This is a genomic window from Nostoc sp., from assembly GCF_036917775.1.
In the GTDB taxonomy this organism is placed as follows: domain Bacteria; phylum Cyanobacteriota; class Cyanobacteriia; order Cyanobacteriales; family Nostocaceae; genus Nostoc.
This window is the reverse complement of the sequence record NZ_JBALEQ010000132.1, coordinates 1-12,142: the sequence shown is the minus strand read 5'-3', so window position 1 is coordinate 12,142 and position 12,142 is coordinate 1. Positions and strand designations below refer to the sequence as shown.

General features: G+C 45.1%; 11 protein-coding genes and 1 pseudogene. 6 read left to right on the top strand and 6 right to left on the bottom strand.

From position 1 onward, the window contains the following. Positions 1 to 599: 599 nt before the first annotated feature. Positions 600 to 4,826, top strand: a complete 4,227-nt coding sequence (locus tag V7K69_RS26950; RefSeq protein WP_335040127.1) for an eCIS core domain-containing protein — start codon at positions 600 to 602, stop codon at positions 4,824 to 4,826. 18 nt (positions 4,827 to 4,844) lie between these two features. Further along, the gene (locus V7K69_RS26945) at positions 4,845 to 5,666 is read left to right on the top strand and encodes a hypothetical protein (protein WP_335040125.1); all 822 of its coding nucleotides are present in this window, start codon (positions 4,845 to 4,847) and stop codon (positions 5,664 to 5,666) included. Here the strand turns inward: V7K69_RS26945 and V7K69_RS26940 are convergent. From V7K69_RS26940 to V7K69_RS26930, 3 genes are all read right to left on the bottom strand, one after another. Further along, positions 5,641 to 5,865: a hypothetical protein gene (locus V7K69_RS26940; protein WP_335040124.1), complete on the bottom strand. Its 225-nt coding sequence runs from the start codon at positions 5,863 to 5,865 to the stop codon at positions 5,641 to 5,643. The genes V7K69_RS26945 and V7K69_RS26940 overlap by 26 nt on opposite strands. A gap of 159 nt (positions 5,866 to 6,024) precedes the next feature. After that, entirely contained in the window at positions 6,025 to 6,519 is a 495-nt protein-coding gene (locus V7K69_RS26935; protein WP_442936202.1) for a hypothetical protein, read from the bottom strand. Between the two features lie 186 nt (positions 6,520 to 6,705). Further along, entirely contained in the window at positions 6,706 to 7,284 is a 579-nt protein-coding gene (locus tag V7K69_RS26930) for a transposase (RefSeq protein WP_335040122.1), read from the bottom strand. 117 nt (positions 7,285 to 7,401) lie between these two features. Here V7K69_RS26930 and rpaB point away from each other — a divergent pair, with 117 nt between their 5' ends. From rpaB to V7K69_RS26910, 4 genes are read left to right on the top strand one after another with little or no spacing between them, the layout of a single operon-like run. Then, positions 7,402 to 8,175: a response regulator transcription factor RpaB gene (rpaB, locus tag V7K69_RS26925; RefSeq protein WP_335040120.1), complete on the top strand. Its 774-nt coding sequence runs from the start codon at positions 7,402 to 7,404 to the stop codon at positions 8,173 to 8,175. Positions 8,176 to 8,195: 20 nt separating this feature from the next. Continuing rightward, positions 8,196 to 8,786 carry a hypothetical protein gene (locus V7K69_RS26920; protein WP_335040118.1) on the top strand — a complete coding sequence of 197 codons (591 nt, stop codon included), beginning with the start codon at positions 8,196 to 8,198 and terminating at the stop codon, positions 8,784 to 8,786. 33 nt (positions 8,787 to 8,819) lie between these two features. Then, positions 8,820 to 10,253 (top strand): glycosyltransferase, encoded by a 1,434-nt coding sequence (locus V7K69_RS26915; RefSeq protein WP_335040116.1) that lies wholly within the window; start codon positions 8,820 to 8,822, stop codon positions 10,251 to 10,253. Positions 10,254 to 10,301: 48 nt separating this feature from the next. Then, positions 10,302 to 10,496: a hypothetical protein gene (locus V7K69_RS26910; RefSeq protein ID WP_335040114.1), complete on the top strand. Its 195-nt coding sequence runs from the start codon at positions 10,302 to 10,304 to the stop codon at positions 10,494 to 10,496. Between the two features lie 98 nt (positions 10,497 to 10,594). Here V7K69_RS26910 and V7K69_RS26905 read toward each other — a convergent pair whose 3' ends face one another. The 3 genes and pseudogenes from V7K69_RS26905 to V7K69_RS26895 form a co-directional block, all read right to left on the bottom strand. Next, positions 10,595 to 10,900, bottom strand: a complete 306-nt coding sequence (locus tag V7K69_RS26905; protein WP_190735611.1) for a hypothetical protein — start codon at positions 10,898 to 10,900, stop codon at positions 10,595 to 10,597. Positions 10,901 to 11,061: 161 nt separating this feature from the next. After that, positions 11,062 to 11,472, bottom strand: a complete 411-nt coding sequence (locus V7K69_RS26900) for a hypothetical protein (protein ID WP_335040112.1) — start codon at positions 11,470 to 11,472, stop codon at positions 11,062 to 11,064. Between the two features lie 130 nt (positions 11,473 to 11,602). Next, a pseudogene (locus V7K69_RS26895) lies at positions 11,603 to 12,142 on the bottom strand (cryptochrome/photolyase family protein); the annotation flags it as partial.

The following is a 12,142-nucleotide window of genomic DNA, read 5'->3' as shown; positions in this document are numbered from 1 at the left end:
CAGATTAGCAGGGATTAAAATTTATCTGTAAGATGCCTCAAATTATAGTTTTGGAGTTTTGGTTCGCAAATTTCACTTTATGTGCGAATTCGCTAGCTGCCTCAAACGCTTAGAGCCTGTCAAGAAACAACTTTTACAATTTGCCACCTAAAAAGCTTACTGAGAAAGCATTTCTAATTAAAAAGAAGGAAGGTTGTTTCCTGACAAGCTCTTACCCCACAATCGATTTCACTTTATGCGCGAATCTCGGTGCCTGGAACCCCTATAACTTCGTTGTTCACATTTCATCTTATCTGCGAACCCACACAAGCGCTCACCCAAGCCTTGGAACTGTTACAGAGTTCTAGCATAAATATTTAATCAGTAAGCTAGAACAAGCGTATCCACGCCCCCAATACGGTTCGGTTAAGAATATTCAAATATTCTTATTTTTTGGGCTTAACCGAACCGTATTGGAATCGTATCTAGATCAATCAGAGGTGATCAAATTAGACTAAAGTCGATAGCGATCGCATTTCGATAAACTGTAAAGTTTATTTGGTAGAAAATGCCTCAGCATCAGGAATCATAGCTTTACCCATCAATCAAGGAAAGGTGAGATGAGCGATCGCACGTTTGGGCACAAGAAAGCAAATACATCAACTTTTTCAAATCCATCGCTTGTCTCACCAACGACTCCAACGCTAGCAAACCCAGTGCGGGGCTTCGGTTTACCAACGAATAATGTTATCCAAACAGCAACAGAGGAATCAACCAACCTGCAAGAAGCGCAGGCTGCTGACGAGCAATCTTTGTTATCAGAAGTCATTTACCAACGGTCTTTTGGTCACGACATTAGTCGCATGGCGTTGCGTCGTCCCCAGGCAAAACTGACGGTGGGTGCGCCCAATGATGTGCATGAGCAGGAAGCTGATCGCGTCGCTGACCAAGTGATGAGTATGCCCGATGCCAAGCCATCTGTGCAGCGTGAAGTAATGCCGGAAGAGGAAGAAGAAATTCAAACCAAAACTCTGGGTAACTCGATTCAACGCGAGGCGATGCCGGAAGAAGAAGAGGAGATTCAGACCAAGCCCTTAGCGGCAACGATCACGCCGTTAGTCCAGCGCGAGGCGATGCCGGAGGAGGAAGAGGAACTGCAAACAAAAGCTCTGGGTGACTCGATTCAGCGCGAGGCGATGTCGGAGGAAGAAGAGGAGATTCAAACAAAGCGATCGGCTGATACAGGTTTTCAAGGGGGGAGCAATCTCGAAAATCGGCTGAGTAGTAGTCAGGGTGGGGGGAGTCCGTTGCCGGGTGAGGTGCGATCGTTTATGGAACCCCGCTTTGTGGCTGATTTTAGTCAGGTGCGGGTGCATACCGATAGTAACGCTGTGCAGATGAACCGCCAGTTGAATGCTCAAGCATTAGCTCATGGGAATGATATTTATTTTGGAGCAGGGAAGTCTTTAGGGAATAATCAGTTGACGGCACATGAGTTGACTCATGTAGTGCAGCAGGTGGGTAAAATTCAAGCGAAAATCGATGGGAGTTCGGGGAATCCAGTCGATCCGCCCCAATCAAAAGATGATAAACCCCAAGTACCCCCAACCGATCTGGCAGAGCCGCCTAAAACTGTTCCCTCAAATACACCTTTACCTCAACAGCCCGATCTTGTTGTCCCTCAAGCAGATAAATCGATCGATCTACCAGCTACTGCTGGAAATGGAAAAGATTCACCTACTCTATCTGCGCCACCGTCTACGACAGCCAGTAATGTAGCTCTACCTCAAGAACCTCAGCCGAACATTCTGGGAGGGTCAGTAGCCGAAAAACCAGTTCAATCGCAAAATATTGATGCAACTGCCTCTCCAGCAATTAAAGCCCCAGATGTGCCGGATTTAAGTCAATCGACTTTACCTGATGCCACTGGCACACCTCCAACTTTGCCTGAATCACCAATATTGGCGGCAACTGCCCAGCAAATTTTACAAACAGCCGAGATAGAAAAAACCGCATTCAGCCAGCAAGTTCAATCCCACCGTTCATCATTGCAAAAGGATAGTATCGCTACAGCCCAAAATATTGAAAGTACAACTCAGTCAAAAATACAAGCCACTCTAGCCGCAATCGGTAGTAGAAAAGCAGAAGTTCTCAGTCGTTTTGTCTCTACTCGCGCGTCCATTACTACCGAAATGGATAGCCAAAAAGCTGTCGCTCATGCTGATGGGGAAAAAGCACTGGAAGCACTGCGTAAGCAAGGTGAGGATAAACGTCAGGCAGCAGTGAAAGCGGCGGAAGAGCCTGCTAGCCAAGCTGAAAAAAATGGAGAGATTGAGGCAGAGCGAGTTCGTAAATCATCAAGTGAGACTATCGGTCGGATTAACGCCATCGCCCAACAAAAAGCGCAGGGACAGGGCAGCACGCCTGAAGAACGAAAAGCTGCCAGAGAAGCTACTATGAGCGCGGCGGCGGAAGTAGTAAATAAAATACGCAGCAACGCGGAAGAATTGGTGCAGGGCGCAATCCAAGCCGCACAAAAAACAGCACAAACTTTACGCGGCGAGGGGAAAAAGCTAGCAGATTCGCTTGGCGGTAGCACTACTCAGGTAGAACAAAGCATCCAACAGGGAGTGACAAGTACAATTAATGCAATCCAAACGGCGGGAAATCAGCGCCTGCAAAGTCTTGATACGTTGCAAGCACAAGCACTAGCATCTTTGGAGCAACTAAAGGGACAAGTTATTCCTGCTTTGCAGCAGTCAGGGCAACAGGCACAGCAGGCAGCACAGCAGCTAGGACAAATGATGGTTGGGCAGCTAGACGTAGCCGAAGCCCAATCTTTGCAACAATTCGACCAAGGTGTGACTGGCGCGATAGACCAGCTACATCAAGCAGACGGACAGCCACATCTCGATCGTGCGGCATTACAAGGTGCTGGACAACAAGTAAGTGAGCCTTTCCGTCAAGGAAGACTGCAACTAGAAGCAATACTGGGAGAACAGGTTGCGGAGATGGGGGGACAATTAGGCAAGTTAGAGACAAGCTTTGCTACCGAAATTGAGGCTGCTAGCCAGAAGTTTCAGACTTCAACCAACCAAGTCTTATCTTCGACGAATAGTGGTTTGTCGCAGATGCAGTCAGATACAACTAAACTTTTCACAGATACCTTAGCGACGGGACGGGATGCAGCCCAACAAGCAGTGCAGCAGTACGGCGATGGTCTACAACAAAAGATTGATGAAACCAAGCAAGGATGGAACAAAGCAAAAGACCAGTCACAAACTGATATCCGCACTCAAGTCGATAAAGGACTCAGCAGCCATGCCGAAATGGAGACCAAAGCACCTGGAGATTTTGAGAAGGCTGCAAAACATGCAGTTGACGATGCACAAGGCTCGATCTGGAGTGGTATTGGTAAAGGATTGCTCTCAGTTTTAAAAGGCTTGGCAATTTTTGCGATAGTTGTTGTTGGCATTGCCGCAATAATTGCAGTTGCATTTGGAGTGGCTTTTGGGTGGCCACTAATTCTTGCCGTCGCCGCGGTTGTTGGGATAATATTTTTGGTCTATGCGTTCGGCTCCCGATTAGTGGTTCGTTACAACGAATTAGTTTCTGTGCTTCCAAAAGATACCCCTTGGTATGCACAGTTTCTCTTAGGTATGGCACTACCATTTATTGCACTTGGAGATGTCATTGGGGTAGTACCGATTTATGAAGGCATCATCGGTGAAAATGCCATTACGGGCAAAAAATTCACCAAAGAAGAACGGGCTGAAAAAATTACCGAAGGTGTGCTGACACTGGTACTAATCTTTCTCACTGAGAGGTTTGCTAAAGGGGCTGGGAAAACTGGAGAGCCAGCGATCGATCCAAGCATCAAGCCACCTACTCCAGAACCCCCTGCTCCCAAACTAGAGCCAGAACCCCCTGCTCCCAAACTAGAGCCAGAACCCCCTGCTCCCAAACTAGAGCCAGAACCCCCTGCTCCCAAACTAGAGCCAGAACCCCCTGCTCCCAAACCAGAGCCAAAACCACCCAATTTTCTAGTTGAGGCTGAAGCAGAGGCTAAACCATTAGTGAAGCCACAGACAGCAAAGGCTCTCAAGCGCTTCGATATGTCGAACGATCCTGCTGCAAACGACACCGTGGCGAAGACCTGGAAAGACACGTTTACTGATGAGTTCGTCCGGCAGCGTCAAGATGGTGCCGATACTAAAACGGCACGGAAAGCTGCTCAGAAGCTAGCCGATTCTGAAGCGAATAAGGTTGCTATCTCACGGGCGAGCGATGCGGCTCGACAGCGAGCCAAGACTGATTTAGAAAGTGGTGATGCATTTAAAAGAGATCCCAACACCGAGGTGGTACGGAACGAATACGATCAAGGCACAAGGGGTGGGAACGCGAAGAGCCTGTCGCCCCGCCTTGCAGGGCGCACTGTCGCCGAGATGATTGAGATCCTTGACGCAGACGCTGCCGCTGGACGCTGTGATAAGAGTACGACAAATTTGCCGATGGGCAAGGGCCAACCGCCTAAGCCTCAAGTCAGCTACCAATACCCCGATGGTACCCTGGTTCGTGTCAAACCGAATGGCGATGCTTTTGGCAATGACCCGAAGTACAGCGTTGAGGTCACAAACACTACTCAACCCGCAACTGGACAGGAGGATATCGCGTTCAAGGTAAGCACCGACGGTAAGCCGGTGCCCAAGGGTCCGAATGACATCAATAATCCCTACAATAAAGCTACTAACTCCGAGCAGTTTACTGCATATCAAGATGTAGTTTTAGAAGCTGGTCATCTTACTGCACAACCTAATCTACCACCAACGCCACCGCCATCACCGTAACCCCATTGAGACAAACCTATGTTATTCGAGACCCTGATCCTTCGACCATCATCGGGTACTGTTGATGTAAAAAGTGTCAGCGCATGGCTTGATGCCCTGCCATACTCCTTCCTCGACCCTATCGAAGGCAATTACTGGCACTTGAGTGCAACCCCGCGATTAATGGCACTGAACAAGCAAACCCGTATCGGCAATCCGAACAAGTTTCCGCCCGGCATTCTCGTTGCGGTTGCGCCCGATGAAGTGTATTTAGCGGCACAAGCTGATGCCGATGATCTCGCTCGCGGGTTAGAGTTCGTGCAGTGGCTGGTTGCTAACGGTAGATGGATGGCGACGGTAGATGGCGTTGATATCGGCGTGATTGATGATCCATGTCTGCTGTTTCCCGCTGGGTTGCCCGACCCGCTGTTGCTGATCGATGACCCCACGATCCTACCCATCACTACTGGGAAGCTAGTCACTTGGAGTAGCGAATCGGACGGTGAACTGCGAACGTTTGCTATCCACTCGTCCGATCGATGGCGTTATGAAACTAGCAAGCGTACGCTGCAAGGACGACTATCGCCAAATGCCATTGCCGCGTGGAATGCTGCGATGGAAGCGATAAACCCTGATGATCCGGAGTTACCCGATCATCCAGATCCTGCGACTGCGGTCTCGATGGACATAGACACCCCCGAAGGATCTGATTGGGCGTACTTCGATACAGTCGCTCCGCCAGCAGCCTACTTGCCTATCGTCGAGATGATCGCACGGTGGACTAATTCGCTCGATCTATGGATTCCCGGCACGCAGGTCGAGGACATGACTGAGGTCATATTGTTGGAGTGCGATCGCTGATCGCGTAGGTTGGGTTGAGGTATGAAACCCAACTTCCACAGGCTTTGATAGGGCGATTGTCGATCTTGTAGTGCGATCGCTTTTGATGGGAAGTATTGGGCGATCGCGGGTGAACAGAAAGATGGGCGATTCCAATGGAGAAGCATTGGAGGGCGATCACGCTATGAGTGCGGGATGCGATCGCCTGCCAATGCTTCACTCTCCGTCAACGACACACCATTTTTCCATAGCTCATACTCGGGGTAAATATAGCCAAGACACTGTTGGCGAAATATTGCTTAACATTAAAAAGTGATAAAAACTAATCAATTTGGCAATTTGGAGAAATCGTGACTTCTTGCAGCAGTTTTGGCAGCAATCAGAAACTGTCAACCAGATGTTTTATTTCTTGAATAAATCGATTAAGTGCTTTCTGTGCTGCTTTGTAAGCTGAAGCTTGCCGTCCCAACTTCAATTCAAATAAAATGCGATCGCGTATCGCCTCAAAATCTACAACGTCATGCACAAAGTTAATGGCTGACCGTTCCTTAAGCTCTAAATTTTCTTTTTGAAGATTCTGTACTTGGGCAATGAGCCTCTCCATTTCCTGGTCGTACCGTGTAATACTCGGCAATGGTCCAAAAAAATCCTGTGAATCAGAAGTAGAAATATTTAAATTTCTCCGTGTAATACATGGGTTGACGTTACTTCTAACTATTTCCTCTAGATAGTCAGCCCTAGTTAATCCCAAGCATTCAGAGGCGATACCTAACGCCTTCCAGGTATCATCTGTTAGTCGTAAAGAACGCACCTCGCGGTAATCCGAGCTTTTAATCGCAAACTTCCCTTGAATATCCCTTTTCATCTTTTTCATAGGATATGCTTACCATGTATTACACGGTAATTTTAAAAATCTTTTTAGTAGTTGTCAACCGTGTATTACATGGTAGAGTTACTTTGACTTATTCTTTAATCACCTTGAGGTTGCAATTGTTTGAAACGAGATGAGCGAGTTTTAGCAAGAGGTATACCATTTAGCCAAGCATCCAACCGTACTAAATTAAGCGCACAAGCAATGAAAACCTGCATCAAGTGAGTTTTCTTTAAACCGATGTAGCGAGATTGACGTAGTGCCGAGCGCCGTAAACATACGTGAATGTGTTGATTCAATGCCTGCGCGTTGGTTGTAAGTAGCTTTCCATTCAGGTGTTTTTTGAGTTTGTCGTCGAGTTTGGAGTGCTATATGTTGCAACTGTGGAAGAAGAGTCAACTCCCGTGGTTCGGTTTTTGACTTAGTGCAAGATGAACGAACCGGACAATTTCTGTATATTACGCCATTAAACCTCACACGAATAACAGGTTTCCCACTAACGTCTAGCCCTAGTAACCATTTAGTATTTTGGTGTCCTTGGGGACAGGTAACTTTCTCGTTATCCCAGTCTATTTGAAAGTTAGAGCTATCAAATCCTTGTTGAGCCTTGGTTTGCCAACTGGGATCTGACCGCACTGGGCCAATAATTTCAATATTATACTGAGTCTTGCTATTTACTAAATTTTCCGCAGTGGGATACCCAGCATCCAGTAGATGTTCATCTGGTAGAAAATCTTTTTCTTCAAGTCTTGAGTGGATTGGTTCCACTGCTTGCTCATCGGTAATAGTGGATAGGGTTGTGTGGACGTTGGTGATGAAACGGGGGCTATCGGACTGTAACTCAAGATTATTTTGCGGTTTTGACTCCTAATAAACAGATAATAGATGGTTGAGAGTTCTCGCTGTGGAGGAACAGCGTTGAGAAACTTATCAGGTGATAAAGGAAAAATCCTGGTAGTAGATGACGAAGCCAGCATCCGGCGGATTTTACAGACCTGTCTAGAAATGATTGGCTACAGTGTAGTTACAGCTAGTGATGGTGAAGAAGCTTTGTCAGCTTTTCGCCTGTTGATCCCTGATTTAATAGTTCTGGATGTAATGATGCCAAAATTAGATGGTTATGGTGTCTGTCAAGAATTACGGAAACAATCAGATGTGCCAATTATCATGCTCACAGCCTTGGCAGATGTAGCAGACCGAATCACTGGGCTTGAGCTAGGTGCTGATGACTACATGACGAAACCTTTCTCACCCAAGGAACTGGAAGCTCGAATTGCCTGTGTACTAAAACGGCGCTCCCACAAAACCAGTATCAATACTATTCCTAACTCTGGGATAATTCATGCAGGCGATCTGAAAATCGATACAAGTAAGCGGCAAGTCCATAAAAATGAGCAACGCATTCGGTTGACAGGTGTGGAGTTTAGCTTATTAGAGTTGTTAGTAAATCATTCGGGAAAGATTTTTTCAAGGGCTGAAATATTACAGCAATTGTGGGGTTTTGTACCAGAGATGAATACAGACACCCGTGTGGTAGATGTGCATATTTCACGATTACGGACAAAGGTAGAATCCGACCCCAACGATCCAGAATTTATTATCACAGCAAGAGGTAATGGTTATTTTTTCCCACGAATTATTGATTCAGAACACGATTGAAGAAGAAATTATCAGTCAAAATGTTGAAAATTTTAGAAACAACACCCAATCGACTTGTCATCAAGTCAGAAAGAAGAAATTTTGATGCCTTGATAATAGTTCTTTTTATTTATGTTGCTATTTACTTTTTATTAATCTCTACATTGAAAAAATGGACAATATTTGGTCTGAATCAGAAAGCTGTGGAATCAATATATCAGAGCGTAGCTTCTCCTGGGCTTTATGATTTTAGTTCCATAGCACTAATTATTTGTGGGTGCTTTCTATTCGCTATGACGATTGCAGACTTTCATCTCCCAGCTAGAACTATTATCTTTGACTGTAATAGTCATCTTTTAACAATCAAGTATACCTATCTGTTCTGGCATTATAAGAAAGACTATTTTCTCAATGAAATTGAATCAATTCAGTGGTTTCCAGAGACAATTTACGCAGGTTCATCGGGCATATTGTCCGTTCAAGTTTTAAAACTCATTCGTAGGAAACCAAATGGCAAGACGCATCTAATAAGGCTCTACAAGACTGTACATCCTGAACTCCAAGAAATAAGTACTGTAGTCGATGTTATTCATCGATTCCTTCTGGGTCTTAGACAAAGCAACAAGAAATAATGCAATGCACGGTATGGTTAGCGTGTTCGGTAGGTGCAGAGGGCAAGGGAACAGTTACGAAAAAGCAGGCTGATTTCAACTGTATTGGTTTATCGCCCAGAGGCACAGGAAATTAGTACAATTTTTGAATACTGGAGTTTTCATCGGGAAAAAGATTTGAGCCAAAGTCTACCTATAGCACCAAGCCGAAAACTGAAGATTACGATCCTAACAGTAGGTTCAAGAGGAGACTTGCAACCATACTGCGCTTTGGCTATTGGCTTGAAACGTGCGGGGCATGAAGTAACGATTGCAACGCATGAGAACTTTGAGTTATTTGTGAGGAAGTTCGATTTAAAGTTTGCACCGATCGCTGGCAATATGGAAGAGTTTTTGCAATCCAAGCAAGGGCAGCGATTGATTGCGGGAGAAAAGTTGAAAAAAGAAGAAGGAGATAAGCTTTTACTTCAACAGTTAGAATCAGCTTGGAGTGCGTGTCTGGGAAGTGAGGTAATTATCTACACGCCGCTAGCTATTTTTGGATATCACATCGCAGAGAAATTAGGCGTACCTTGCTTTTTTGCATCAGTTCTACCGTTGACTCCTACAGGGATGTTTGGGTTTTTGAGATTTGCTCAAACAACTAAAAACCCGCTAAAGAAAGCGATAAACTATGGTAGCTACTTACTAGTAGAGTTTTTGCACTGGCAAAGATATCGTCCACTGCTCAATCACTTCAGAACAGAAACATTGAAATTGCCACCCTTGCCATATTTGGGCAGACGCTTCAGACGGAAGACTCCAGCAAATGTATCACGAATCCCTATATTGTATGGATTTAGTTCGCACGTCATCCCAAGACCCCGTGACTGGCCTGCATGGGTGTATGTAACTGGTTTTTGGTTTATTGAGCAAGCCTCCGAATACGAGCCACCTCTGGAACTAGAGGATTTTCTTGGGCGAAAGCAATTACCTTTGTGTTTTGGATTTGGGAGCATGACGATGCCCAATCCAGAATATCTCACACATTACATCGTAGAAGCCTTAAAGAAAACACATCAAGGCGGGATTATATTGTCAGGCTGGGGAAATGTTGGAAGAACAGTGAATGTAAAGGATTCGCTACGAGTGTTTGTGATCAAGGAAGTTCCACATGATTGGCTGTTTCCTCAAGTGCCAGCAGTAGTACATCACGGAGGAGCTAGTACAACGGCAGCAGTGTTACGTGCAGGGACACCATCAATTACTGTACCTTTTTTCGCAGATCAGCCAGTTTGGGGTGAAAAGCTAACTCGGTTGGGAGTCAGCCCTGCGCCGATACCGTACAAGAAACTGTCAGATAAAACTTTAGCAGCAGCGATTGAAATCGTATTGGGCGATGAGGTGATGCGGAAGAAAGCACAAGAGTTGGGTGAGAAAATCAGGGGTGAAGATGGTGTGGCGAACGCTGTTGAAGCATTCCATCGCCATTTGGGGTTGATTGAGTGAGAAATCCCAGACAATTAAAATACATCATCACACCCACAACAGCAGTAAATGTCCCGACAAGTTAAAGTTTACACGGTACTCTGTGTCAACAGCAGTATCCTAATGGTTTTTTACACGCCAGGGCATTGCTGGGAATTCCGTATCATCAGCCGCACGGGTGGGATATTCGGGGAACAAAAGATTTATTACACAGCGGAGGCAGCGTTGACAACTGGGTTAGAGTGGTTGCGGGATGAACGGTAATGAGTGCATATACGATCCAAGGTCAGCATTAATGGTAAGAGACAATTGTTTTTAGTGAAGGTGAATTTGCTCAAAATTTACCCTCATGCGATCGCATCTCAAGAATGATTTCGAGTCAACTGGAGTAAGATGGCTTCAAGACTTTGTAGTGCAGCGTTGGTAGTGCGTTGGTGTTCTTGAAAGTTACGTTGATGTTCTTCAAAGTTACGTTGATGTATTTCGTGGCTATCGCGTAACTCAAGTAGTACATCATCTAAGATTGCACTTCTGGCCAATACACGATTTACATTATCGGTAAGCAAATCTAATTGCTGTTGAGTATTGGATTGTCTCTCTGCTAGTCCTAATACTATTTGTTCAAGTCGGTCTAGTCTACTTGGGAAATACTCAGGCGTATCGGTCATATTACTTTCGTTAGTCCTCTACTAAGGATTATATAAAGTTGTGACATAGAATTGCACATTATTTTAGCAACAGTCTCCAGGCTGAACAGCGTTTTACTATTAGACTACTAGTTTTGCTTAGGGCAAAAAGCATAAGATGACATCTATAAGTTGTGCTTCTCTCAATTGTAATCGTTGCCATTAGGAGCCGACAGTTGAATCATCTCAGTAAAACGTGAATACTTAACTGTATCGGTAGGGGGATAATCTGCTGACACTGCAATTAACCCAATTTTGATATCCTCGAAATAAATCACACCCCCAATACGTCCTTCGATTTGGAAAGCTCCATGAAATAAATGATATGGAGCGATGTAGATCAGCAAAAAATCACTAATGTTTATTGCACTGTCAAACATCTGCTGACAAGTTTTTTGAAGAACAGCATTTAGGTATTCATTATCGGCAGGTTCACCCATGTCAGTAAATTTTGAATGATCCGCAAAATGATCCATGTAAAATAGCCAAATATCGGACAAGTCTGCGTCATTTGTGAGTTTTCGCTTAAGTTCTTGCAATCGGTCGATATTCATATTGTGAATATTGAGTAGATGGGATAAACAGACAGTTAAAAAGTATCAATAGTCAACTCTCTACGATTTTTGAGTTGAGATAGCCAAAGCACAGTTTGAGCCACGCTTGCTGAAGAACCGCAGCATCAGGCTACTGGGCATTTCCTTGTCCAACGGTTGCTGCTTGTGTGGTGTGCCAATTAGAAGCCAGAGAGCGGATTTTTTGAAGTTCCGATGCAGAGAGGCGCTCCAAGTTACGCAGTATTGGAGTCATACGTGGCTGCTCTTTTAGCAAGTCGTAATGACGAGCCAGGAAGTCCCAATAAAAAAAGTTGAAAGGACAAGCATTTTCAGTGGTGCGTTCACGAGGATTATAAGCACAATTTTTACAATAGTCGCTCATATTGTTGATGTAGTTAGCAGAAGCAGCATAGGGCTTAGACGCAATCATCCCACCATCAGCAAACTGCCCCATGCCAATAACATTAGTCTGCATTACCCAATCGTAACCATCAATAAAGGCGGCATGAAACCAGTCCTTAAGTTCTTGGGGGGAGATACCTGCTATCATTGCAAAGTTGTTCAACACCATCAATCGTTGAATATGATGAGCATAACCTATTTGTTTAACCTGAGTTAGAATTTGGTGCAGACAATTCATCTGTGTATCGCCAGTCCAATAAAAAGCAGG

Bases quoted from the DNA above. Each gene is read 5' to 3' on its own strand.
- V7K69_RS26950 (WP_335040127.1), top strand. From the start codon at position 600: ATGAGCGATCGCACGTTTGGGCACAAGAAAGCAAATACATCAACTTTT.
- V7K69_RS26945 (WP_335040125.1), top strand. From the start codon at position 4,845: ATGTTATTCGAGACCCTGATCCTTCGACCATCATCGGGTACTGTTGAT.
- V7K69_RS26935 (WP_442936202.1), bottom strand. From the start codon at position 6,519: ATGAAAAAGATGAAAAGGGATATTCAAGGGAAGTTTGCGATTAAAAGC.
- rpaB (WP_335040120.1), top strand. From the start codon at position 7,402: ATGGTTGAGAGTTCTCGCTGTGGAGGAACAGCGTTGAGAAACTTATCA.
- V7K69_RS26920 (WP_335040118.1), top strand. From the start codon at position 8,196: ATGTTGAAAATTTTAGAAACAACACCCAATCGACTTGTCATCAAGTCA.
- V7K69_RS26910 (WP_335040114.1), top strand. From the start codon at position 10,302: ATGTCCCGACAAGTTAAAGTTTACACGGTACTCTGTGTCAACAGCAGT.
- V7K69_RS26905 (WP_190735611.1), bottom strand. From the start codon at position 10,900: ATGACCGATACGCCTGAGTATTTCCCAAGTAGACTAGACCGACTTGAA.
- V7K69_RS26900 (WP_335040112.1), bottom strand. From the start codon at position 11,472: ATGAATATCGACCGATTGCAAGAACTTAAGCGAAAACTCACAAATGAC.